The organism is Echinicola rosea, assembly GCF_005281475.1.
Lineage (GTDB): Bacteria > Bacteroidota > Bacteroidia > Cytophagales > Cyclobacteriaceae > Echinicola > Echinicola rosea.
Window position 1 is genome coordinate 661,950 of the sequence record NZ_CP040106.1, and the last position, 24,547, is coordinate 686,496.

General features: G+C 45.1%; 24 protein-coding genes. 12 read left to right on the forward strand and 12 right to left on the reverse strand.

What is annotated here, in order from left to right; genetic code table 11:
* Positions 1-456 precede the first annotated feature (456 nt).
* Positions 457-1,095: a class I SAM-dependent methyltransferase gene (locus FDP09_RS02815; protein ID WP_222840315.1), complete on the forward strand. Its 639-nt coding sequence runs from the start codon at positions 457-459 to the stop codon at positions 1,093-1,095.
* A 246-nt stretch (positions 1,096-1,341) separates the two neighbouring features.
* Here the strand turns inward: FDP09_RS02815 and FDP09_RS02820 are convergent, their stop codons facing one another.
* The 6 genes from FDP09_RS02820 to lipB form a co-directional block, all read right to left on the reverse strand.
* Complete coding sequence (locus FDP09_RS02820) at positions 1,342-1,971, reverse strand: rhomboid family intramembrane serine protease (protein WP_137401199.1); 630 nt, start codon at positions 1,969-1,971, stop codon at positions 1,342-1,344.
* 36 nt (positions 1,972-2,007) lie between these two features.
* On the reverse strand, positions 2,008-3,000 hold the full coding sequence (locus FDP09_RS02825; RefSeq protein WP_137401200.1) for a polyprenyl synthetase family protein: 993 nt from the start codon (positions 2,998-3,000) through the stop codon (positions 2,008-2,010).
* On the reverse strand, positions 2,987-5,161 hold the full coding sequence (rnr, locus tag FDP09_RS02830; RefSeq protein ID WP_137401201.1) for a ribonuclease R: 2,175 nt from the start codon (positions 5,159-5,161) through the stop codon (positions 2,987-2,989). The genes FDP09_RS02825 and rnr overlap by 14 nt, the downstream gene beginning before the upstream one ends.
* Before the next feature lie 273 nt (positions 5,162-5,434).
* On the reverse strand, positions 5,435-6,172 hold the full coding sequence (locus FDP09_RS02835) for a 3'-5' exonuclease (RefSeq protein WP_137401202.1): 738 nt from the start codon (positions 6,170-6,172) through the stop codon (positions 5,435-5,437).
* Between the two features lie 8 nt (positions 6,173-6,180).
* Positions 6,181-6,582 (reverse strand): hypothetical protein, encoded by a 402-nt coding sequence (locus FDP09_RS02840; RefSeq protein ID WP_137401203.1) that lies wholly within the window; start codon positions 6,580-6,582, stop codon positions 6,181-6,183.
* 44 nt (positions 6,583-6,626) lie between these two features.
* Positions 6,627-7,349 (reverse strand): lipoyl(octanoyl) transferase LipB, encoded by a 723-nt coding sequence (gene lipB / locus FDP09_RS02845; protein WP_137401204.1) that lies wholly within the window; start codon positions 7,347-7,349, stop codon positions 6,627-6,629.
* Between the two features lie 130 nt (positions 7,350-7,479).
* Here lipB and FDP09_RS02850 point away from each other — a divergent pair, with 130 nt between their 5' ends.
* Positions 7,480-7,836, forward strand: coding sequence for a YraN family protein (locus tag FDP09_RS02850; RefSeq protein ID WP_137401205.1), 357 nt, complete (start codon positions 7,480-7,482; stop codon positions 7,834-7,836).
* 380 nt (positions 7,837-8,216) lie between these two features.
* Here FDP09_RS02850 and FDP09_RS02855 read toward each other — a convergent pair whose 3' ends face one another.
* Positions 8,217-9,713, reverse strand: coding sequence for a M28 family peptidase (locus tag FDP09_RS02855; RefSeq protein WP_137401206.1), 1,497 nt, complete (start codon positions 9,711-9,713; stop codon positions 8,217-8,219).
* Positions 9,714-10,069: 356 nt separating this feature from the next.
* Here FDP09_RS02855 and gcvP point away from each other — a divergent pair, with 356 nt between their 5' ends.
* From gcvP to FDP09_RS02885, 6 genes are all read left to right on the forward strand, one after another.
* Complete coding sequence (gene gcvP, locus FDP09_RS02860) at positions 10,070-12,964, forward strand: aminomethyl-transferring glycine dehydrogenase (RefSeq protein ID WP_137401207.1); 2,895 nt, start codon at positions 10,070-10,072, stop codon at positions 12,962-12,964.
* Positions 12,965-13,562: 598 nt separating this feature from the next.
* Positions 13,563-13,901, forward strand: coding sequence for a cupin domain-containing protein (locus FDP09_RS02865; protein WP_137401208.1), 339 nt, complete (start codon positions 13,563-13,565; stop codon positions 13,899-13,901).
* 22 nt (positions 13,902-13,923) lie between these two features.
* The gene (locus FDP09_RS02870) at positions 13,924-14,505 is read left to right on the forward strand and encodes a Crp/Fnr family transcriptional regulator (protein WP_137401209.1); all 582 of its coding nucleotides are present in this window, start codon (positions 13,924-13,926) and stop codon (positions 14,503-14,505) included.
* 57 nt (positions 14,506-14,562) lie between these two features.
* A complete protein-coding gene (locus FDP09_RS02875; protein WP_137401210.1) occupies positions 14,563-14,901 on the forward strand; it encodes a hypothetical protein in 339 nt (112 codons plus the stop codon).
* Between the two features lie 5 nt (positions 14,902-14,906).
* On the forward strand, positions 14,907-15,485 hold the full coding sequence (locus FDP09_RS02880; RefSeq protein ID WP_137401211.1) for an NAD(P)H-dependent oxidoreductase: 579 nt from the start codon (positions 14,907-14,909) through the stop codon (positions 15,483-15,485).
* A 285-nt stretch (positions 15,486-15,770) separates the two neighbouring features.
* Positions 15,771-15,986 carry a hypothetical protein gene (locus tag FDP09_RS02885; protein WP_137401212.1) on the forward strand — a complete coding sequence of 72 codons (216 nt, stop codon included), beginning with the start codon at positions 15,771-15,773 and terminating at the stop codon, positions 15,984-15,986.
* Between the two features lie 129 nt (positions 15,987-16,115).
* Here the strand turns inward: FDP09_RS02885 and FDP09_RS02890 are convergent, their stop codons facing one another.
* Positions 16,116-16,751, reverse strand: coding sequence for a GDSL-type esterase/lipase family protein (locus FDP09_RS02890; protein WP_137401213.1), 636 nt, complete (start codon positions 16,749-16,751; stop codon positions 16,116-16,118).
* 86 nt (positions 16,752-16,837) lie between these two features.
* Between FDP09_RS02890 and FDP09_RS02895 the strand changes: the two genes are divergently transcribed.
* Positions 16,838-17,692 (forward strand): hypothetical protein, encoded by an 855-nt coding sequence (locus FDP09_RS02895; RefSeq protein WP_137401214.1) that lies wholly within the window; start codon positions 16,838-16,840, stop codon positions 17,690-17,692.
* A 103-nt stretch (positions 17,693-17,795) separates the two neighbouring features.
* On the opposite strand, the gene FDP09_RS02900 is transcribed toward FDP09_RS02895, so the two are convergent.
* On the reverse strand, positions 17,796-19,154 hold the full coding sequence (locus FDP09_RS02900) for an acyl-CoA dehydrogenase family protein (RefSeq protein WP_137401215.1): 1,359 nt from the start codon (positions 19,152-19,154) through the stop codon (positions 17,796-17,798).
* A gap of 351 nt (positions 19,155-19,505) precedes the next feature.
* On the opposite strand from FDP09_RS02900, the gene FDP09_RS02905 reads away from it, so the two are divergent.
* The gene (locus tag FDP09_RS02905) at positions 19,506-20,138 is read left to right on the forward strand and encodes a class I SAM-dependent methyltransferase (protein WP_137401216.1); all 633 of its coding nucleotides are present in this window, start codon (positions 19,506-19,508) and stop codon (positions 20,136-20,138) included.
* Between the two features lie 90 nt (positions 20,139-20,228).
* Entirely contained in the window at positions 20,229-20,522 is a 294-nt protein-coding gene (locus FDP09_RS02910) for a hypothetical protein (protein WP_137401217.1), read from the forward strand.
* A gap of 28 nt (positions 20,523-20,550) precedes the next feature.
* Here the strand turns inward: FDP09_RS02910 and FDP09_RS23660 are convergent, their stop codons facing one another.
* Positions 20,551-20,802, reverse strand: coding sequence for a hypothetical protein (locus FDP09_RS23660; RefSeq protein WP_187328776.1), 252 nt, complete (start codon positions 20,800-20,802; stop codon positions 20,551-20,553).
* Between the two features lie 562 nt (positions 20,803-21,364).
* Between FDP09_RS23660 and FDP09_RS02915 the strand changes: the two genes are divergently transcribed.
* The gene (locus FDP09_RS02915; protein ID WP_137401218.1) at positions 21,365-21,742 is read left to right on the forward strand and encodes a hypothetical protein; all 378 of its coding nucleotides are present in this window, start codon (positions 21,365-21,367) and stop codon (positions 21,740-21,742) included.
* Here the strand turns inward: FDP09_RS02915 and FDP09_RS02920 are convergent.
* Both FDP09_RS02920 and FDP09_RS02925 read right to left on the reverse strand, forming a co-directional pair.
* On the reverse strand, positions 21,723-23,048 hold the full coding sequence (locus tag FDP09_RS02920) for a neutral/alkaline non-lysosomal ceramidase N-terminal domain-containing protein (protein ID WP_137401219.1): 1,326 nt from the start codon (positions 23,046-23,048) through the stop codon (positions 21,723-21,725). The two genes, FDP09_RS02915 and FDP09_RS02920, sit on opposite strands and share 20 nt — an antisense overlap.
* Positions 23,049-23,059: 11 nt before the next feature.
* Entirely contained in the window at positions 23,060-24,223 is a 1,164-nt protein-coding gene (locus FDP09_RS02925) for an AIR synthase related protein (RefSeq protein WP_137401220.1), read from the reverse strand.
* Between the last annotated feature and the right edge of the window lie 324 nt (positions 24,224-24,547).

Sequence of the window (24,547 nt, forward strand, 5' to 3'; positions counted from 1 at the left end):
CAAGTTCAACCCGCTTTATCAATTTCGTTTAGTTAAAAAGATTTCCCAATACGGATCGTTCATTTAGAAAATTATGGCTTTAGTCCATGGTCTTTTTAAACCTGTATAAAATGGATCCGCCTTGCAGGTATTGGACGTTATGAAATTAAAAAGCGGGTGGGCAAGAAGGCAGGCTTGTTTGACGAAATACTAGCCAAAAAGAATGTTGGAAGCTAGAAAAGGAGGAGTTTGCCTGCATGAGGGAAGGTTTTAATTTTAGGCCGATAGATGCACACCTGTGCGCCGTGGCGTAGCGGCGGGGTTTTTTGGTTACTTTTTTGACCTGAAGCAAAAAAGTAACAAAGGTAAAGAGGTGAAAACCATCCTGGAATTTAGCAAGAAAAACAATAGAACCAATATTTCCAGGTACACACTAACTAAACGACATTGATAGTCCGGGGTAAAACTATATTCACTATGGCAAACAAATCCACCTTATCAGAAATTGAAAAACGATTTGACAACGACGTGGACCGCTTCTCCAATCTCCAAACAGGCCAAGCCTCCACCGTAGATGCGCTTTTCAACATGGAATTGATCACCGATGGCATCGCCCAGCTGTATCCGGATTTGACCCAATTTCTGGACATTGGGTGCGGAGCGGGAAATTACACGGTAAAGCTCTTATCCAAGCTTAATACTGCACCAAACGTCACCTTGGCAGATCTTAGCCAACCCATGCTGGATCGCGCAAAAGAGCGAAGTGCATCACTCACTGATGGCGAAGTAACCACCATCAAAGGCGATTTCAGAAAGCTGCCGCTACAGGAAAACACTTACGATGTCATCATTGCCACGGCGGTACTGCACCACCTAAGGGATGATGAAGATTGGGAAATGGCTTTTGCAAAGCTTTATAGATTATTAAAGCCAGGTGGAAGCTTGTGGGTCTTTGATTTGGTCTCCCACGATGAGCCAAAAATCCAGTATTTACTGTACCGGCAAAAATACGGACAGTTTCTGGCCAATCTAAAAGATGAAAATTACAGGGACCATGTGTTCGATTATATTATATCGAAAGGGAAGACAGTCCACGCAGCACACAATACCAAATAGATGTGGCCCGAAAAGCAGGCTTTCGTTCAACAGAGGTGTTGCACAAGCACCTTTGCTTTACCTCATACGTAGCCTTCAAATAAGCCCACCGATATAGGGTCATTTGGTAAGCCCCCCTTTTGGCCTGCGTCTCCGTTCTTTTTTTGGTCTGAGCCTCCGTTCCTTTTTTTTGGTCTGAGTCTCCAGACTCAGACCAAAACTCAAAAAAGTCTCCAGACTTTCACATTTACATCTCCCTAAACCGGGTTAAAAAAGGCTGAAATTCTTCACTTGATCGATAAAGTGCACGGCACTCTCGGGAGACAATACCAAAATAAAACCAATACCAAATAAGGCTCCGTACAAATGGGCATCATGGTTTATGCTGTCATTTCCCTGCTTGCTCTTGATGGCCGAATAACCCAAGAACAATATCCCCAAAATAAATCCGGGAAGGCACAGCAATCCGAAAAGGCAAATATCCGCCATTGGCATAAGGATGATGCTGGCAAAAACAGCCGCCGCAGTACCACCTGAAGCCCCTAAGGCTTGGTAATGCGGGTTATTTTTATGTTTAAGGAAAGTCGGGATATCCGCAATCACTATGGCCGCCAAGTAAAACGCTACAAAAACGACAATCCCCACCATTGCTCCAAAACGGTAGGTTAAGAATTGCTCTACCAACCTCCCAAAAAAATAAAAGGTAATCATATTGAACAATAAGTGCATGCCATCTTTATGGATAAAGCCTGAAAGCACAAATCGGTCATATTGGCCTCGCTCATTGATCAAGTAGGGATTAAACATGCTCCTAGATAAGAAGGAATAATTCTTCCAGGCATAAAATGAGCTAAGTGCCGTAATAATGATGATCAGTACCGTTGCGGATAATTGCATTCTAAAAACAATGGGAAGGTGAACAATACCGGAAAATTACTTCTCCCGGTCTATTAGATTTTGGGTAAGCCCTTTGAGTGCGGCGAGCACCGCTGGCTTTTTGACTTTGAGGGCACTAAGTTGGGCAAAACCCTGTTGGAAATAACCTTCCATCTTGGCTTCTGTCACCTCCTTGATCCCTAAGCTGTCGTAGATTTCGGTGACGCTTTTCACCTTATCTTCTTTATCAAACTCAACTTTACCGAGCCAATCTTCCAACTGCCGCTTTACTTCTCCTGTAGCCAATTCCCTCGCTTTGATCAGTAAAAACGTCTTTTTATTGGCCAAGATATCCCCTCCCACTTGCTTGCCAAATTTGGCCTTGTCCGCATACACATCCAGCAGGTCGTCTTTCAACTGAAAACCTATCCCCACATTAACACCAAATTCGTACAGGTGCTGGGAATCCTCCAGTGAAGCACCGCCCAGGATCGCCCCATACTGTAATGCAAAGCCCAACAACACCGCGGTCTTTTGCCGGATCATCTCCAAGTATTCCGCTTCGGAGACATGTTCCAGCGTTTCAAAATTCATGTCATGCTGTTGCCCTTCGCACACTTCTGTGGCCGTTTGGTTAAATAGCCGGAGGCACACTGCCAACTTGTCCTCCTGAATATGCAGCAACATATCATATACTTTCACCAACATCACATCACCAGAGAGGATTGCCGTATTGGTATCCCATTTTTTATGGACCGTAGCCTTCCCCCTTCTCAGTGGAGCCTCGTCCATGATATCATCGTGTACCAAGGTGAAATTATGGAAAACCTCCACAGCAGCCGCTGGAGTAAGGATCTTCTCATAGTCGTCCCGATAGAGGGAATATGCCAGCAAGGTTAGCAGCGGCCTGATGCGCTTACCTCCAAGGCTCATGATATAGGCAATAGGATCATATAGCTCATGTGGATCGCCCCCAAAAGAATACGCTCCTATGTGCTTTTCCAGCTGTTCCACCAGCTCTTGGCTGAGGTTGGTTTTAGTCATTGTCATCTGCAAATTCCAAGTCTATGGTTCTTCTGTCAATATCCGTGTTCGTTACACGGACCCTCACCTGGTCTCCCAGCGTGATCATTTTTTTATTTTTGGCACCTATCAGGCGCATGTTTTTCTCATCAAATTCGTAGTAGTCATCCTCCAAATCCTGTAACCTTATCATGCCCTCACATTTGGTTTCGGTGATTTCTACGAAAATCCCCCATTCCGTGACTCCTGAAATAATACCATCATAGGCTTTGTCTTCAGCAAGTGACATATATTCTACCTGCTTGTATTTAATAGAGGCCCTTTCGGCATCTGCAGCCCGCTTTTCGCGTTCACTGGAATGAATACATTTATCCTCCCAAGCTTCCTTATCGGCAGACTTGCCACCATCCAGGTAATGCTGCAACAGGCGATGCACCATCATATCTGGATACCTTCGGATCGGTGAGGTAAAATGGGTATAGTGCTTAAAGGCCAATCCAAAGTGCCCTTTTGGCTCTGTGGTATAGCGGGCTTTGGCCATACTCCTGATCGCGAGTTGCTCCAGTAGGTTCTGCTCTGGTTTGCCTTCTATCTCTCCCATGAGCTTGTTCAAGGTAGATGCGACTTGTGTCTGTTCCGTCATGGAAACCTCATGGCCAAATTTTTTCGCGAAGTTCGCAAAAGTCTCCAAGCGTTCCAAGTCCGGGTGGTCATGTATTCTGTAAACAAAGGTATCCTCGCCTTTGTTTTTGTTAAACACAAATTCCGCCACTGCCTTATTGGCCATAAGCATGTATTCCTCGATCATTTTATGGATATCCTTTCGCTCTTTTACCATTAGGCCCAAAGGAGTTCCCTTTTCATCCAGCTTAAACTTCACCTCCACGGTCTCGAAGTTAATCGCACCATGTTGAAAACGACGTTTCCTTACCTTTTTGGCCAAATTATTCAGCAGGGTAAGCTCAGAATAGAAATCCCCCTCCTGCTGGTCAATATTTGCCTGGGCTTCTTCATAGGCAAACCTTCTGTCAGAATGGATGATCGTTCTGCCGATCCAATGGTTCAGTACCTGTCCCTCCTCATCCATCTCAAATACACAGGAAAAGGTAAGCTTATCCTCATTGGGCCGAAGTGAACAAAGCCCATTGCTAAGCCGCTCCGGTAACATGGGAATGGTACGATCTACCAAATATACGGACGTGGCTCTGTCATACGCCTCCTCCTCCAAGGAGGTATTGGGCTTCACATAATGGGTCACGTCAGCAATGTGCACACCCAGCTCGATGTTTCCATTGGGCAAACGCTGGTAAGATATTGCATCGTCAAAGTCCTTAGCATCTGCCGGGTCAATGGTAAAGGTGGTCACCCCCCTAAAGTCCTTTCTGGATTTGATTTCCGTTTTGGAGATTTTGTCCGAAATGGCCTCTGCCTCTTCTATGAGCTCTTCGGGGTATTCGAATGGCAAACCAAATTCCGCCATAATCGAATGAATTTCCACTTCATGTTCTCCGGCCTCTCCAAGCACCTGCAGTACTTTGCCGGTGGGGTTTTTGTCCTCGTCTCGCCACTCGGTGATTCTCACCACCACCTTTTGGTTATGCTCGGCGCCGTTCAGGTCAGACTTACGGATAAATATGTCATGGTGCATTTTCTTGAAATCGGAAACCACAAAGGCAAAGCGTGGCGAAATCTCCACCCTACCGACAAACTCCTCGCGCGCCCGCTTGACGACCTCCAGCACCCTGCCTTCTCTCTTTTGGCCAGGGTGCTTTTGGGGATTGACCATTATGCGTACTTTGTCGTCGTCCAAGGCATTTTTCAAGTCACGTGCCTTGACCAAAATATCCTCTTCATCTTCCCCCTTATTGTCGGGCACAATGAAGGCAAACCGCGGGTTGACGTAATCCACTGTTCCTTCGATAAAATCTGGTGACTTGGTAGAGGCGTAGTGATTTCTGGGATTTTTCGAAACACTGCCGGCAGCCACCAGTTTTTGCAATACCGGCTCCACACCACCTTTGGTGATCTTATCCCTGATGTTCATTTTCCTGATAATCTGCTTAAGCGAATATTCCTCGCCATAGTGGCTATCCAAAAAATGGAGTATCCGTTCGGCAAGTTGGGCGGCATTGTTGATTTTACCTGGTTTCCCTTTGCCTTTTCGTTGTTTTCTTGGTCTTTTGCTCATAAAAATTCTCTGTTTTCTTCGGCTGGATTTACCTTCCTAATAATTTCTTTAATTTTCCAAAATCCATTCCTCCTTTGCGGACTTTGGGTGGGGCACTTTCCCCTCAGCTTTCTTTCTTCACTAAATGATCACATGCTATTGGGTGATTTGAAGAATATGATCACGTAGTTTTATTACAAATAACGCATCACGAAAGTTTAGAAACACGCTGGCTTTTGTACCGGCATCTTATCGATTGATGTTAATTCAATAAGGCCATCCACCATTCAGCTGTCAATTAACGTGTTGTTCATCTTGCTGGACTATGTCAACCTTCAGGTCACCGGGCAGCCCCTGATAGGCCAAATAAATCCTCGCGGTCACTTCTACGTCCTTTAAGCAATACGTAGAAATGGATTTCAGATCTTTTTGTTTATAAAATACTTCATTGACCTCGCTTCCATCGATGCTGTCTTTGGAGCTGGGAATATCAAATATTGCGGCCAAAAGCTCCAACCGGGTGTAATGTTTATAATCCCCAAATTTCCATAACTCCAACGTGTCAATGTGCCTGATTTCCCAAGGTTTTCTCCCAGCCATTTGCAAAACCTCCGGCAAAGGCACACGATTGGTCAGCATTCTCCGACAAAGATAGGGAAAGTCAAACTCTTTGCCGTTGTGGGCACAGAGTGTCCAGTGCTTTTTTTCTAAGATTGCCCTCAGCTCCAATAGGGTGTCATGTTCTTCTTCATGAGCTATGGCTTTGGTACGAAACTGTAACTGATCTCGCCCGGGATCATAGAGAAAATAACCAAGCCCCACGCAGACCACTCTTCCAAATTCAGCATAAATACCGGCTTTTTCGAAATAAAGTTCCTCCACTGCCAATTCTTCTTCATTGGGCAAATGGTTGGCTTTGTTTATCCACTCTTTTTGCAGCCTTGGGGACAGCTCATCAAAACGCTCCGTGGAAGAAGCGGTCTCGATGTCCAAAAATAAAATATGCTTAAGGTCACTCAAAAAATCTGCCATAGTCCAATTCAGGGATGTAAAACGCCTTCTAGATCAAGCGCCGGAATATACTGGATGTTTTTCTCGTCCATGCTGCCCTCTACGAAGACAAATTTCTTATCAAATATCTGATCCAATATATAATAACTTACCCAGAATTCATTGTTCAGCACAAACAATTTAGGATCAATGGGTTCGATTTTGGCAATGCTCTCCGAGCCTAATTCTTCAATCATATGCCGTAGTGTGGAGGTCTTTATATCTTCGCCATTGAGTATTCCATACCCTTTGGATGTCACCATTAGGTTTGTTAGCTCAATCATGTTATGGTTGATAATATATACGCCCCACTCCGAATTGCCATTTACTTCTTCTTTGGCAATGGCCAGTTTCACACCGGTCACTGGGTGAAAATCGATATCTTTTTTCATATAAACTCTTAATCTTTAAACTTTACCTTCGTGCTTACCGGCCTTCATCTGTCCTCCCACTCCATTTCGAACAAATCGGCCAAGTGCTGCTTCACCTTTTCCTTTACTTCCAATTCATCCACCGGTCGCCCAAGTTCGAGGTGCAAAGACGTCACGGCCTTGTCCGCGATGCCACAAGGAACGATATTGGCAAAATAGGAAAGATCAGCATTCACATTAAACGCAAAGCCGTGCATGGTCACCCACCTGCTGGATTTTACGCCCAAAGCACATATTTTCCGAGGATTGATGCGCTTCTCATGATCTAGCCAGACACCCGTAAGCCCTTCGATCCGGCCTGCTTCTATGCCATATTCTGCCAAGGTTAGGATGATCGCTTCCTCCAAAAAGCGAAGGTATTTATGGATATCCGTAAAGAAATTATCCAAATCCAACAGCGGATAACCTACCAGCTGCCCCGGGCCATGGTAGGTGATATCACCTCCTCTGTTGATCTTATAAAACGTAGCGTCCTTCTCCGCCAGCTGGACCTCGTCCAAAAGCAGATGGGTGAGTTCCCCGCTTTTTCCTAATGTATAAACATGCGGATGCTCCACGAAGAGTAGGTAATTGGTGGTGATCAGCTGATCTTCAGGACCCTTTTTCCGGTTTTCGATCTTGGTGGCTACGATCTCAGCAAAAAGCGACTCCTGATAATCCCAGGTCTCCTTATAGTCCTTCTTGCCTAAATCGATAAATTTTACTTTTTTATTGATTAAATGATTCACAACGGGTTCCTTCCAATGATTTATGGTGATCAACACCATTTTATGACGATAGGTTCTATTTTTTGGCAATCCATACCTGACTGATACCAGTGCCAAATCTTAACGTTTCACAAAATTAATAAAAAATACCATGGCACTGCACAATTCGATGGGAAGCGATGCCGAAGGATTCGCGGCTGACTTTTTGATATCCAAACACTACACACTCTTAGAGAAAAATTACAGGCATAAACACGCCGAAATCGATCTGATCATGGAGCATCGAGGGCTACTGATATTTGTGGAAGTAAAATTTCGCAGCGGCACAGGATTTGGCTATGCAGAAGAATTTGTCGATTACAAAAAGCGCCAACTGATTATCAGGGCTGCCGATCATTATATCCACGAAAAAGACTGGCATAAAGACATCCGCTTCGATATTGTCGGGGTCTATAAGGATAAGGAAGGTACCATCCGGTTTAAGCACTTTGAGGATGCTTTTTACTAAGCCTGTCACATTTGCAGCGCACAAGCCCTAAGCATCGCTGTTCGGGATTTTTAATCCCTACCCCAAATGGTGAGGATTTATAATCCTCTACAGCTATTACCCTGAATCATTTACGGATCAGAAGATATATGCAATACGTTACCGGCATTGCGCACTGAGTTGTGCTGGGTCTTTGCCCCAGCACAGAGGAGTTTTTGAGTCTCTGACTCAGTAGGGTAGGATCCGTTAATGTGCACATTACAAGTGGGGAAGTTAATTATGGTGATGAGTCTGGAGACTTAGCTTTTGCAGTTCCGTGTCAGAGAGGTCGGGACAACAGCCAACTCATCAAAAAAAGCCGCAGCACGTTAATTGCTGCGGCTTTTTGACTTTTGGGTACTTTATCGCTCTCCACGGTCGTTGCTGCCGTCCACGGGGGTTCTTTTGTCCCGGTTGGCCAGGTCCCAAGCGGTGTAGAAGATCAGTTTGGCCCTTTTTTCCATGATACCAAATTCGATCTTGTCCACGGTGTCGGTAGGCTGGTGGTAGTCATCGTGCACGCCGTTAAAGAAAAATGCCACAGGGATGTTGTGCTTGGCGAAGTTGTAGTGGTCAGAGCGGTAATAGAACCTGTTCGGATCATCTTCAGCATCATAGCGGTAATCCAAGATCAAGTCGGTGTGGGTGATGTTATTGTACTCAATGATGGTTTTTAACTGTGAAGCCAGCATTTCAGAACCGATCACGTACACGTAATCCTGGTTTTCGGCATCCTGGTATTCATAATCCACTCGGCCCACCATATCGATGTTAAGATTGTTTATGGTGTTTTCCAGAGGGAAAACAGGATTGTCGGTATAATATTCCGACCCCAATAGGCCTTTTTCCTCTCCAGAAACGTTGAGGAAAAGTACCGACCTTCTTGGGCCGTTGCCTTCCTTGGCGGCGGCAGCAAAGGCCTGGGCGATTTCCATCACGGAAACGGTACCGGAGCCATCATCATCGGCTCCATTGTTGATTTCTCCCTTGCTGTTAATGCCGATATGGTCATAGTGGGAAGAGATGACCAATACCTCATCCTTTTTGTCCGTGCCTTCGAGGTAGCCCATCACATTTTCGGTGCCCACCATTTCCTTTTTCTTTTCGATCTTGTAGCGTACTTTTTGGGAAGGAATGCTAGCGGGATCGTCCTTGGCAGCTTGCTTGAGCTCTTCGACAGATTTATCGAATAGACTGGCCATTTTATCGGAGCTCACCAAAAATACCGGCTTTTGCTCGGTCGGTTTGTCAAAGCCCAGCCGTCCTTTTCCGCTCAGCGATTTGTAGCGGTTTGCCAAGCGGTCAAAGTTGGACTGGCCTTCCATGGTCACTACGATAATGCCTCTGGCGCCTGCTTCCCAGATTTGGTCCATCAGGCCGCCTGCCCGTTGGCCGATGGCCCATAGTCCGACGAATTTGCCTTCTACATCTACTTTCTCGAGGTTTTCTTCATTGGCCAAACCTAAGAAAACCAACTCGGTCTTTTCTTTTTTGACATCACCGTCGCCAATGAATACAAAGTCCTCGTTGTTGACCAGCTTTTGCTTGCCCACTTTCAGGTCAATATCTCCATAGGAAACGCTGGTCAAGGAGAAAGGCTGCGTGTATTTGCCATCTACAGGACCTTCCAAACCGATTTCGTTATAAAATTTGCTAAGGTATTCTGCAGCCATTTTTTGGCCTTTTTCACCTGTTTCCCTACCTTCCATTTCGTCGGATGCCAAATAGGAAAGGTACTCCTTTAGGTCTGCATCACTGATCGTGCCGGCGTATTTTTCGGCCAGCGACTGCTCTTGGGCAGTGGCTTGCCAAGAAAGCATTACCCCCATGGCAGCGGCCAAGATATAATTTCTCTTCATGCCTATATTTGAGTTATTAGTAAAATTTGCCCCTAAAGCTAGCTATTATTTTCCAATTCTGTCAAGTCGCATGGTGAAATGACAGGGCAAACGCATGTACTTTTATGATGGAGATGTAATCTTTGTGTGAGATAGTTGTCATCCATGCCGATGGCACTTTTATATCTTTTTTGAAAACCAAGGAATATACCTTTCCCCTCCGCTTTTACCTTGTCTGCTGCCATCTTCTTTAAATTCCCCTTGAGATACCGTAGAAAATTTGGAAAAGAAAATCATTATCGGTCAATAATTTATACCTTTGCACATCTGTACGAAAAGAGGAATATTACCCAAGTATATTACGCATTATCTGGACTATGAAAATTGATTTGACCCCCTCCGTGAAGTTTGAAGATCGCCATAACGGCCCCTCCACCAACGACGTGTCGGAGATGCTCTCAAAAATCGGTGCTGCCAGCATTGATGAGCTGATCGATCAGACCATCCCCAAAGCCATTCAGCTGGATCAGCCTCTCAACTTGCCCGAAGCAAAATCGGAAGCAGCATTTCTGAAGGATTTCCGAAAAATGGCCGCCAAAAACAAAATCTATAAGTCATTTATTGGATTGGGCTATTATGACACCATTACACCTGGTGTGATTTTGAGAAATGTGCTCGAAAATCCAGGATGGTACACGGCCTATACGCCCTACCAAGCTGAAATCGCCCAGGGAAGATTGGAAGCGTTGGTGAACTTTCAAACCATGGTGATGGACCTGACCGGCATGGAACTGGCCAATGCCTCCCTGCTGGATGAAGGTACTGCTGCCGCTGAGGCGATGAACATGCTTTTTGCCACGCGTCCTCGGGACAAGAAAAAAGCGACGAAGTTTTTTGTGGATGAAAAAGTATTTATCCAGACCAAGGAAATCCTGAAAACCAGGGCACTTCCGATTGGTGTTACGTTGGAGGAAGGTCCACTGGACGAGCTGAACCTGGAAGATCCCGAACTGTACGGTGTATTGCTTCAGTATCCAAATGCTGACGGCGAAGCCATTGATTATAAAGCCTTAGTAGAAAAGGCCAAAGAAAACAAGGTGACCACGGCTTTTTCTGCCGACCTACTTGCCTTGACCTTGCTGACACCTCCAGGTGAAATGGGCGCCGATGTGGTGGTGGGGACCACACAGCGTTTTGGGGTACCTATGGGCTTTGGCGGCCCGCATGCCGCTTATTTTGCGACGAAGGATGCCTATAAACGCCAAGTGCCGGGACGGATCATTGGGATATCGGTTGATAAAGACGGCAACAAAGCTTATCGGATGGCCCTCCAGACCAGAGAGCAGCACATCAAGCGCGAGCGTGCCACTTCAAATATCTGTACCGCACAGGTGCTGTTGGCAGTGATGGCAGGCATGTATGCCGTTTACCACGGGCCAAAAGGTCTAAAAGACATTGCCCTTAAAATCCATGGGCTTACCAAGCTGACTGCCCAAGGGCTGGCCAAGCTGGGTTTTGAACAAGAAAACAAAAACTATTTCGACACCCTGAAAATCAAGGTGGACGATGTGAAGCAGTCCAAGATCAAGGCCTTTGCGCTGTCGCATGAAATGAACTTCCGCTACGAGCCAGGGTATGTTTATTTGGCATTTGATGAAGCCAAGACGGTGGAGGATGTCCAAGAGATCATTGAGGTATTTGCCCGGACCACCCACTCAAGTGCCGATGTGGTGGACCTTGCTTCTATGGTGGATGGCCTTACTTTTGAAGTGGCTGAAGGCCTGAAAAGGACATCCGATTACATGGATCATATGATCTTCAATGCGTTCCATTCCGAGCACGAAATGTTGCGTTATATCAAGCGGTTGGAAAATAGGGACCTGTCACTGGTGCATTCCATGATCTCGCTTGGATCCTGTACGATGAAGCTAAATGCGACCGCTGAGATGATTCCGGTGACTTGGCCAGAGTTCGGCCAGCTGCATCCATTTGTGCCACAAGACCAAGCAGCAGGCTACTATGCGTTGTTCCAAGATTTGAGAAATTGGCTGTCAGAGATTACCGGTTTTGCCGAAACTTCCCTTCAGCCCAACTCAGGAGCCCAAGGGGAATTTGCCGGGCTGATGGTGATACGCGCTTATCACGAAAGCAGGGGCGAAAGCCACCGGAATATCGCTTTGATCCCTTCATCTGCTCACGGTACCAATCCTGCCTCTGCTGTCATGGCCGGCATGAAAGTGGTGATCGTCAAATGTGATGACAAGGGCAATATCGATTTGGCCGATCTGAAAGAAAAGGCCGAGAAGCATCAAGAAAACCTTTCGTCTTTCCTAGTGACTTACCCATCCACCCACGGGGTGTTTGAGGAAGCCATTCGGGAAATGTGCCAGATCGTCCATGAAAATGGTGGTCAGGTATATATGGACGGTGCCAATATGAATGCGCAGGTAGGGCTGACCAGCCCAGGTGTGATCGGTGCTGATGTGTGCCACCTCAACCTGCACAAAACCTTCTGTATCCCTCACGGCGGCGGTGGACCCGGCATGGGACCGATCTGCGTGGCCAAGCATTTGGAAGAATTTCTTCCGAGCAGCCCATTGGTGAAGACCGGTGGCCAACAGCCGATTTCTGCGATTTCAGCAGCACCTTTCGGTAGTGCGAGTATCTTGCCAATATCCTATGCTTACATCGCTATGATGGGCAGGGAAGGTCTGAAGCATGCCACCCAAACGGCCATACTAAATGCCAACTATATCAAAGCGCGACTTGGTGAGTTTTTCCCGACACTTTACACAGGTGCCCAAGGAAGAGCGGCCCACGAGATGATTGTGGATTTTAGAGAATTTAAAGCAGTAGGTGTAGAGGTAGAAGACATTGCCAAACGATTGATCGACTACGGCTTCCATTCACCGACTGTTTCTTTTCCTGTAGCGGGTACCATGATGATCGAGCCTACCGAATCGGAAAGTAAAGCTGAACTGGACAGGTTCTGTGATGCGCTGATCTCTATACGTGGCGAAATCCGTGAGATCGAAGAGGGAAAAGCAGATGCTGAAAATAACGTTCTGAAGAATGCTCCGCATACCGCCGGCATGGTGATGAGTGATGCTTGGGACTTGCCTTACAGCAGGGAAAAGGCGGTTTACCCATTGGAATACGTGAAAAACAGCAAATTCTGGCCAACTGTCCGCAGGATTGATTCTGCCTACGGTGACCGAAACTTGGTCTGTAGCTGCATTCCTACGGAAGATTATGAGGAAGCTAGCGTTTAAGATTGAGTGGCTAGACAGCTGATAAGAAGAGGCTCCATTAAAGATGGAGCCTTTTTTTGGTTCTATATGATTTAGTGTGGGTAAGTATTATGATAGATTGTTAAATTTCAGTGGAATGGCTCCTTTAACCTTTGTCACTTTTTTGCTACAGGTCAAAAAAGTGGCCAAAAATCCCCGCCGCATTGCAGCTATTGGGCTAAAATCAAACCCCGCCCACATGCAGGCAACCTCCTCGTGTTTAGCTTCCAACAACCATTTTTCCCACCATTTCGTCAAACAAGCCTGCCCTTTTTCCGCCCGCTTGTTTTATTTCTTCACGCCCAATGGCTGCTAGGCGGATGATGTCATTGGGGTTATTTTACGAGGTGATGATTAATCATCAGGATTTTTGATAAAATAATCTACCCACTGTAATCCATATAGAGCCATTTTATTTTTTTGGAAAATACACAAACCGGGGTTATTTCATTTCAAATGAAGTTTGACACTTCTATAGCTACATTTCCGGCTAGTCATCCAAAAAAATGATACATTTACAACTAACCTATCAAACACATGGTAGTTGAATTTGGGTGTTACCTCCACGTAAAAAACAACAATGAAAAAATCATCGTTTAGTGATCACATAGAATATAATGACGATAAAATTGTCACTAAGGTCATCTTAGAAACTTCTTTTTCCAAGGAGATTAGGATTGTTTTAAAACGTGGGCAGAGTATGAAAGAACACAAAGCTCCATTTCCAATAATTGTTCATATAATAGAAGGGGAAATCGACTTTGGAGTTGAAGGCGAAACCAATTCCCTGAAGAAAGGCGATATTCTAACCTTGGAAAGTAATATCCCTCATGATTTGACCGCACTAACAGATAGTATTGTTCGATTGACGCTGTCTAGTAAAGACACGGCTTCTCGGGTGCACAAAGTTATTGATTAGGTAGGACATAATCATATATAAAATGAACATAGAAAACATCTTGAACAAAGTAGGAGCAGCCTACTCTCCCTTATCCCTTGATTGTAAGCGGGAATTTATTGCGTGTACAGAGGTCAAGTTCTTCAAAAAAGGAGAGGTGGTCGTGCGTGAAGGGCAATATTCCAAAAAGGGTTACCTGATCGTAGAAGGATGTTCGAGGGCCTATTATTTGAAAAACGGGAAGGACATCTCTGACTGGTTTACCTTCGAAAATCAATTTATGGCCTCCGTGGTCAGTTTTTTTAGCGATAAACCAAGCCCTCATTACGTGGAGTTTGTCGAAGACTCCACTGTATTGGAGTTTTCAAAAGATGCGGTGGACAGTCTTTCCGAAAAGTACCATGATTTTGAGCGGTTGATCGGTAAAGTGGTCACGGAGACCATGCTGGGGCTTTGTGAGCGATTGGATACCATTCAGTTTAGCAGAGCGGAAGAAAGGTACCGGCACCTTTTGGCCATTCATCCTGACATCACCAATAGAATTCCCCTAACCCATATCGCTTCTTACCTGGGAATTACCTTGGAGACTTTGAGCAGAATACGGAGCCCAAAAGTCCGAATTTGATCTATATCAAATGATGGGACTTCCATAAAAACGACTTTTGAAAAAAAAGAAGTAAAAATGGAAAGAAACATCGTATCAGCTACATCGATTTGGGGAAAATGGTGGGAGACCATAAGAAAATGGTTTTATCCCATTTGGCTAGGTTATGAAACAAGCATAAGGTTTTATGACTATGGGCAATCTGTATATTACTATCTTCTTGCTCAGCAAGATCAAGTCGTTCCTTATATAGGAGCCGACGGCACTAGAGCCATGGCGCTGTTCTTTAGTGTCGCCACGTTTGCTATTTGCTCGGTTTTCTTAACGGTGCCAGCATGCTTTATTTTATATAAGTTCTTTGAGGCGCCCAACTTGACAAGTACTCCAGTGGAAAGGAAATTGAAAACTATTTTTTAACTCCTATGAAAAAAATACTGATCATTAACGGACATCCCGACAGGGAGAGTTACAGTTTTGGACTGTCATCGGCCTATAAGATAGGTGCTGAAAAATCAGGTGCCGACATAAAGGAAATTCACATCAGGGATTTGGATTTCAATCCCAACTTGGAATTTGGCTATCGAAAGCGAACGGAGCTTGAGCCAGACCTACTGGATGCGCAGGAGAAGTTGAAATGGGCCGAACACCTGGTTTGGGTTTACCCGGTTTGGTGGGGATCTGTACCAGCGATCATGAAAGGATTTCTGGATCGTGTCCTCTTGCCTGGTTTTGCCTATAATAAAAGAAAAGATTCCTTATGGTGGGATAAAAAACTTACAGGTAAAACAGCAAGGATCATTTGTACACTGGATCAGCCTTCCTGGTATTATCGATTGGTCAATGGAAGCCCGAGCCATCATGCAATGAAAAGGGGGACATTAAATTTTATTGGGGTAAAAAAAGTGAAGATTACCACTATTGGTCCAATAAGACTATCAAAGGAAACATTCAGGGAAAAATGGTTGGGCAAGGTTGAAAAATTAGGGCAAAAGACTAGTTAAAAACTGTATTTAATGGTGAATTTCTCGCAGGAGTGCAAAGTAGGCAGTATCCGAGCAATCCTGCGAGAATTAAAACCTTCAACTTCCAACCCGCAATATGCATTAGCCTATCTAAAGCCAGGTAAACCTTCTTTAGCTGCCAACATTCTTTTTGGCTAGTATTTCGTCAAACAAGCCTGCCTTTTTGCCCGCCCGCTATTTAATTTCTTAACGCCCAATACCTGCAAGGCGGATTCAGTTAATAAGTCCCAAAAAGGTATCGCTTCCTGATAAACGGCCCTTGGTATGCCTGTTTTCCACCCGATGGTGGAGGCCGTTAAGAAAGTGAGTTGGCTCGCGTCGTGGAACAGCGAGACCCACTCGCTTTTAGGCCGTAGCCATCGGGTGGAAATTAAAATGGGTGACGGATCTCGGTCGCAGGGGAAATCCATGTCCCATTTTAAAGGGCATACCACCAGCCTAGATTTTTTTCTTTCTTTTTTCATCAATGGAAAAAGGTAAAATCCACCAGGATGATCAGGTTTCCCCAGCCAAAGTCAATCAAAAAAAGGACTTTTAGGTATATGAAAAGAAGGAAATCCCCTTAACTAAACGGCATTGAAAACGGGTTCAACTCATTCCAACCTCCATTTACTTAATCTTTTTGGCCACAGCTTCGGCCATCAGCTGATTGCCTTCTTTGTTTGGATGGACGCCGTCGGCAAAGAGGTCACCGTGATTTTTGAGCGGTTTGTAGAGATTGATCATTTTGGAATTGGTGGCTTTGGCGATTTCCTTGAGCATAGGGCGCATTTCATCCACCATGACACTTTCGGTAATGCCAAAATTATCTTTGAAAACCGGTACAGGAATGCATACATACACTTCACCATCATCCGGCATGGTTTCCCTGAAAATAGTGATCATATCAATATAATCCTGGACAAACTCATCCTTGTACTTCCAGTTTTGGGGTTTGGAGTCGTTTGTGCCCAATTTTATGACTAGGATATCTGCCTTGAAGTCGAGCACCTCTTGGAATTGCGGTTCATCCCAATATGGATAATCCCCGTTTTTAAGGAGTGTTCTGCCACTTACACCAAAATTTTTGACGAGGTATTCATCTCCCAATACATTTTGCATCAGCAGTGGCCAGCTATCGGGGTGGTCTCTACCTGGACCTTGGGTGATGCTATTGCCAACACAGGCAACTTTTATCGGGGACTGGGCAGAGGCAATGGTCAACATACAGAAGAGCAATAGGAAGCTCAGAAGGATTTTTTTCATTTTAGTGGTTTTTTTGGTGTTAATTTAAAATCGATGCTGTTAAATATAGGGAATCATTCGAAAACTATTCCTTGAGTTGTATATTTATGTTTGTGAAGACACAAGGACTTAAGAAATATTACAATTATATCCAATGGCTTTCACTGGACGTGGTGCTGGGAGCTTGTGCAGGGCTATACTTTTTCCAACACTTGTTGGAGCTAAGTTTTACTCCGGTGGTTTATGTACTAATGGCCTTAGCTGTATGGGGGATATATACCTTTGACCATCTGATGGATGCCCGTAATATCCAAGGAAAGGCCAGTTCAGCCAGGCATTTATTTCACCAAGTAAACTTTAATACTTTATTGATTTGGCTGGTGCTGGTGGTGATTACCGCGGTGATATTGGCATTTGATTTTATCAAGTTCTCTCATTTAATGACCTTTGGAATGCTGCTGGGAACGGTCATCATTGGCAATATTGTCTTTATGAAATTTTTTGGCAAGAAGGTTTCTATCCTGAAAGAAATCACCACTGCAGCCCTCTATACCGCAGGAATCACACTCGTGCCCATGATCCGCTTCACCAATGATGGCGTGCCTCGCGTATTTTGGTATTTTGCCTTTGGGTACTTTTTGATGGCCTGGTTTAACCTGCTTTTGCTGGCATACATGGATTATGACAGTGATAGCAGGGACGAAATGGGATCCATCGTCAGTGTGCTGGGGGTTCCCATGGCCCATAGTCTATTGACAGGTCTGATGTGGGTAGAGCTGGTGTATTTGGCGGGGATGTTTATTGTTTTAGGTTCGTTTTATTATATTTATTTGATCATTCTGGTGATCATGTTTTTGATCCATGTTAGCGCATTTTTACAAGCCAAACGTAGCAAAGAAGCCGTCAGGCGTCAGATCGATGCCGCCTATTTGCTTCCTTTTGTCCTGTTTTTAGTGGCCTAACGGGAGTTTAGGCAGTGGCCATGTTACAAGGTTGGAAAGTTTCAGGTTCCAAGCCTCAGCTTGGACAGGACTTTATACCCATTAATCTCTGCCATCACCCTGTTTATACAAAAGCACTGTGCCCGGTAATTGCCCTGCCCACGATGAGGGAATTGATTTCCTTGGTGCCTTCATAGGAATAGATGGCTTCAGCATCCGCTACAAAGCGGGCGATGTCGTATTCCAAGAGAATACCATTGCCGCCAAACAGCTCCCGCGAGTGGTCCACGATGGTGCGCATTCGAAGCGTACAGAACACCTTTGCGAGTGAGGCATGTTCGTCCTTGAGTTCTCCGGCATCCTGCATTTTGGAGAGTCGATAGACCATGGTCTGCATGGCGGTAAGATCTCCAAGCATGGTAACTAGCAAGTCCTGCACCAGCTGGAATCCAGCAATGGGCCTTCCAAATTGTTTCCGTTCATTGGTGTATCTGAGGGCTGCTTCATAAGCACCTCGCCCGCAGCCCACAGCTTGCCAAGCCACACCTGCACGGGTAAGCCGCAGGATTTCGGAAGTATCCTTGAAGGAGTTGGCGTTTTGGAGGCGGTCACTTTCCGGCACGCGGCAGTCTTTCATCGTGATAAGCGCATTTTGAACGGTTCGCAGTGCCATTTTATTTTCGATCTTTTCCGGGTGAAAGCCTGGATTGTCCTTTCGGACAATAAACCCTTTGACCTGCTGGTCGTCCAAGTCCCTGGCCCAGATGACAGTGATATCCGAAAACGTGGCATTGCCGATCCACTTTTTCTGGCCATTGATGACCCATTCGTCACCTTCTCGCTTGCAGGTGGTCGTCAAGCCACCGGCCACGCCCGATCCTACTTTTGGCTCCGTCAATCCAAAAGCCCCGATGACATCCATTTTTTGCATTTTTGGAAGCCATTCTTGCTTTTGTTCTTCCGAGCCACAGACATAGATAGAGCCCATGGCCAAGCCCGATTGTACGCCAAAAAAGGTCGAGATAGACGTGTCCACCCGAGCCATTTCCATGGCTAGGAAGCCTTCCAATAGTGCAGAATGGCCCGGACAGCCGTAGCCTTTGTATGTCAACCCAGCGATGCCCAACTCGGCCATTTTGGGAATGATATGCATCGGAAAATGTCCCTTGTTCCAATACTCATTGGCAATAGGACGAACCTCTTTTTCCATAAAGTCACGGACCTTCGCCACGATTTCTTGCTCGTGGGGAGCCAAGGTTTTTTCCAATTCATAAAAATCCCCATTTACCGGTGGCAACTCACGTTTCTTGCCACCACTTTTCATCATTTTCATCATCTTGGCCAAGTCCGATTCGCTCATTTGAGAGACAATTCCCACCATCTCATTGAGGTCCACTTTTTGGGAAAGCTGGTTGAGCTTCGCAAAATCGATGTTCTTGATCAGGGATTTTATACTGGAAAAGGACTGCAGTAAATTTTTCATACGGTATCTGGGTTAAAAGTGATTACGGATGGTATTTACATCCACTATCGTACCAATTATACTAACAATTAAAGAGTTGTCCACAGATTATACTGATTTTCATGAAATAATTCTCGAATACCCCTTACGGTCCAGGGCAAAGGCATAAAAAAATGTTCCTATTTGCATTTATATCTACCCTTCCTACGGAACTTACCTTTTTGTGTGCAATGTACAAATCGGGGCAAAGTGCCAGCGGCACGATAAATCTAGTAAGACAGGTTCTATTTCTTTCATGATTATCTAGATGGAGGAATAACCTTTCAACATTCAAACCTTCTAATTTTCCCTCCCTTTCCCTTAACTTTAGGCATGAAAAAGAACCTGTACGACAAGGTGGCATTTTTTTATGACCGACTGGCGATGGCTGTACTGGGAAAAGCCCATAGGGAAAGTAAATATGCGTTTTTGGAAATGGTGGAGACGGGGGAGGTGGTACTGTACATTGGAGGTGGTACTGGTGATAATCTCCCGATGCTGGCCAATAGGGTCGGCCACCAAGGGAAAATCTTTTTTGTGGAAGCTTCCCAAAAAATGATGCAGAAGGCCAAAAACCAGCTGACACCAAATCAAGTGGATCGGGTATTTTTTTTGCATCAAACAGATTTTGACCTGTTGCCCTCCCAGCAATTTGATTGGGTAATCACCCAGTACTTGTTGGATGTTTTGGATGATAGGCAGATTGACAGCTTGTTTAAGGCTATCAATAAAAGGATTAAACCTTCTGCTCGATGGATTCTGGTGGATTTTTTTGACCGACCATCCATGCGCTGGCTCCAGTGGATGATGATTTGGTTTTTTAGGTTTGTCACGGCAAATCCACGAAAGAACTTGCCCCGCTATCATCAATTTTTCCAAAAACACGGCTGGCAGCAATTGGAGGAAAAGGTTTATAAAGCGGGATGGATGAAGGCTGTCGTATTCCGGAAGTCAAGCCGGCAGTAGGGCCATTGTGTGTAATTCATGGAGATTCGGCTGAATGTGGCTGGCCATCAGTTGCTGACATAAGAGGAGAGTCCCTATAAAACAATCCGGATGCAAGCAAACCTTCTACATTCAGCATTTCAAAAAGAAGCAACCATTTGGATAAAGCAATATTTCTGGGGGGCTTTACTGCAAGGAGGCATTACAAATGCCTTTCTCAGCAGTTCGCATTTCAAATGCGGAACTGGAGATAGCCGTGACGGCTTGTACGATCCAAATCAACTGATCATTCTTTCAGCCCATTCCGCCATTCGGCAAGATAGGCTACTGCGGTTTCCAATGTCCAAATCAGGGCAAAGTGCCAGCGGCACGGATGATAGCTCCTTTACACGAAATAAGTACTAAATGTTGATAACCATCAGGGAAATCGCTTTTAGCTCCTTGAACCCGCATTATGCACGAGCCTATCTATTGCGACCTGATCCGCCGCGGCGGACAAAATCAGTTGCTTCGCTGCTGTTTTCGATTCTACCTGGCGGTAGACAGTTTCACCATCCGCCGCGGCGGATGATTCAATCTCCAAACAGCCTGATTTTCTTGTAGTTTCAGCTCTCATAACGATTCCTAATGCATAAAGCGGGCAATGTCGTTTAGTTAAGAAGATTTTCCAATACGGATCGTCCATTGAGAGAATTATGGTTTTAATCCATCGTCTTTTTTTACATGTATAAAATGGATCCGCCTTGCAGCTATTGGGCGTTAAGAAATTAAAAAACGGTAGGCAAGAAGGCAGGCTTGTTTGACGAAATACTAGCCAAAAAGAATATTGGCAGCTAAAAAAGGAGGAGTTTGCCTGAATGAGGGAAGGTTTAATTTTAGGCCAATAGCTGCACACCTGTGCGCCGTGGCGTAGCGGCGGGGTTTTTTGGTTAATTTTTTGACCTGAAGCAAAAAAGTAACAAAGGTAAAGGGATACAAACTATCTTGGAATATAGCTAAAAAAAATTAAACCAATATTTCCAGACACATACTAACTAAACGACATTGATAAAGCGGGTTGAAGTTCTTTAATTCAAACTGACACCTCTTTACGAGCAGCTTAAAAGTGTTTGCCCTGGGGGAACTACCAGTTTTCATAATGGAGTAAAATGCCCCCAACTTTTCGGCTTGATCCAACAATCTTTAACATATTACCCCTCTATGGATCGATTATTTTTTATAAATTACAGTGAACCAATACTTATACGATGAAAGCAACATGTAAGATGATCGTGTTTCTCTTTTTTTTGGCGGGAGGGAATTTATGCGCCCAAGACCAATCTACTATTGAAAATGTTTTTGAAGCCCCATTTGATTTGGACGTAAAGCCACTTAATACAGACAGTCTTAAAGTGGCTGCTGTAAAGGGGTTGGGCTTTGGAGACATATTATTTGCGGCCAAACAATATAAAATGGATGATCATGCTGATGTGGTTGACCACAACTTTCCCATTTATCCGCTTTCTTCAGATCAGGATTATAAGCTGAAGAGGAAAGCATTGCCAGAGGACTACCCCGCCCGGATGCCAATATTGAAATTAAAGAAGCCAGCAGCAGTGCTGGAAGTTAATCCGCAGCCTGAATAAGCTTGGTGATGATCATGTCATAGTATGAACCACTGTATGGGCCAAACCAGTTCATATCCCTTGCCTCAAAATAGGAACGATGGTAATATTGATCGGGAACAATATACCCCATGTAGCCACCATTGAAAGAAGTGATGATCAGGTTTAGGCCTTTTTGATTGGCCAGCGTTTCCCAATTTTCATAAAACATCCCCGATATTTCACCACTGGAGGACACCAGCAATGTGTTGCCAATTTGTACCATATCGAAGTGTGTATTCGTATCACCAAAAAGGCTGTTAAAAACCCATGGACGGAGTCGGATGTTATCCGATATTCGATAGGTAGCTTCTGGAAGCTCTGGTTTCAGTGTGCCCAAACGAAGAATATTGCGCTTGACAGTATTTTGGAAAGTAGCAGGCTGCTCCATTAGGCTGTCCAATTGATGCGCATAAGCTTTAGTGTCTTTGGGCTCCCTTCCAGGTGCCAAAGGCTGATGGCTTCCCACTGTTCCGGCAGCAAACATTGAAAAGGCATAATCATTCAGCATATCCTGGGTCAGGTAAAAGGGGTAGTCGCCTGAAAGGCCCATAAACTTGCTATTGAGGCAGGTGGCGTGGGCTGTGTAAGTAAAGAAGGTGCCTTTTGTGCCATCTTTTTTGGTGAAGACCAGTTGGCGGATAAATGGATCAATAGGTCCATTTGGGATAAACCTGTTGCCTACGAATTGGGGAGCGCTGTATTTTTGGTAAGTGACAGCTACCGTGTCCTGTGACTTCAGGGCCTTGTTTACTGCTTGAGCCGACTTTTCAGCAAGGAGGTTAACGACCTTCTCATCATATCCTCCAAAGGCAATCTTCCCCATGATTCCAGGCATATAGCCGCCCATTCCGCTATGGGTGTGAGTGCCTGTAAAATAGACCAAATCCACCGGAAGAGCAGCATTCTTGATGGCCTTTTCCACGGTTTTGGCCAAAGTCGGATGGACGATGAGCAGTTCATAGTTTAAAAAAGCAACCCGCTGATCTCCATTGCCGACTACGATGGCTCTGACGAAGCTACTGTCCAAGACAAAATCATAGGCTCCTCTGGGTTTGTAACCTACCAGGTCCACGGGTTGATCAGGGGTAACATTGACTTGCGCCCATCCCGCTAGCCATGCATCGCCAGCAGAAGGGGTGAGCTGGAGTTTCGAAACAGCCTGTACCGTCTTTTTATAATAATCTTGCTCCTTAGGGTCTGTCCAGTCCACTGTCGTAAGCAGCGCAATGGCCAGCAAAAGGAAAAGGCCTGTCGTCCAGGCCAATATTTTAAGGAATTTTCGCATGTCAATGAGGATCAATACTCAAATGTACCGTGTTCACTTTTGATGGTGACTTTTTTGCTATCATAAGGTTCCACACGACCAATGATCTGTGCATCTACTCCGTGAAATTCAGCGATGTCAATGATCTCTTCCGCGTACTTTTCTTCCAGATAGACCTCCATTCGATGACCCATGTTAAATACCTTGTACATTTCTTTCCAGTCGGTACCACTTTCCTCTTGAATGATCTTAAACAATGGAGGAGTATCGAAAAGATTATCCTTTACTACGTGTACATTGTCTACGAAGTGGAGCACTTTGGTCTGGGCTCCCCCACTGCAATGAACCAATCCGTGGATTTGCGGACGGAGATACTTGAGGGCTTCCACCATGATCGGGGCATATGTCCGTGTAGGAGAAAGGACCAGTTTGCCCACATTTACCGGGGTATCAGGAGCCGGGTCGGTAAGATTGTATTTCCCTGTATATACCAAATCGTCCGGCACTGATGGGTCAAAACTCTCTGGGTATTTGGTTTTCAGGACTTTGTTAAACACATCATGTCGGGCGGAGGTGAGGCCATTGCTGCCCATACCGCCATTATAGCTGTCTTCGTATTTGGCCTGACCATGGGATGCCAAACCGACGATAACATCTCCTGGCTTGATATTGTCATTGGAGATGACTTCGTCTCTGCGCATGCGACAGGTGACAGTGCTGTCCACAATGACTGTTCTCACCAAGTCGCCCACATCGGCGGTTTCGCCACCGGTGAGGACTGCGTTTACGCCATTGTCACGGAGCATTTGGAGGACTTCCTCTGTGCCATTAATGATGGCAGAAATCACTTCCCCAGGGATCAGGTTTTTATTCCTCCCGATGGTGGAGGACACGAGGATGTTGTTCACTGCACCCACACAGAGCAAATCATCTATATTCATGATGATGGCGTCTTGGGCAATGCCCTTCCAGACGCTCAGGTCACCGGTTTCTTTCCAATAAAGATACGCGAGAGAAGACTTGGTGCCGGCACCATCGGCATGCATGACGTTACAGTAGTTTGGATCATTGCCAAGGGTGTCTTCCACAATTTTACAAAAAGCCTTTGGATATAGCCCTTTGTCCAAATTGGATATGGCATTGTGTACGTCTTCCTTTGAGGCTGATACGCCCCGTTGCATGTATCTTTCGTCCATCAGAATAGTGACTTGGTTTATATTGCCGTAAAGTTAAGGATTTTGGCAAGAAATACGGTTGAAAGGTTGGAAGGTTTTAAAGGTAAACTATGTTGGAAAGTCCGGAATCGCATGGAAATGAATAGAGCAGCGTAAGGTAGAAGTGCATAGACCGGAGAAGACGGTATCCAGCACTTGGAGGGTTTTAAAACGGCATCCAAGAGCTAGAACCTTTGCTTCTATTTTGATCGAAATCTTCAGTCTCTAAAAGCAATACCATTATAAACCGCTGAGCAACTATTGAACTTTCAATCTTCAAACATTCTAACCTGACATACCTTATAA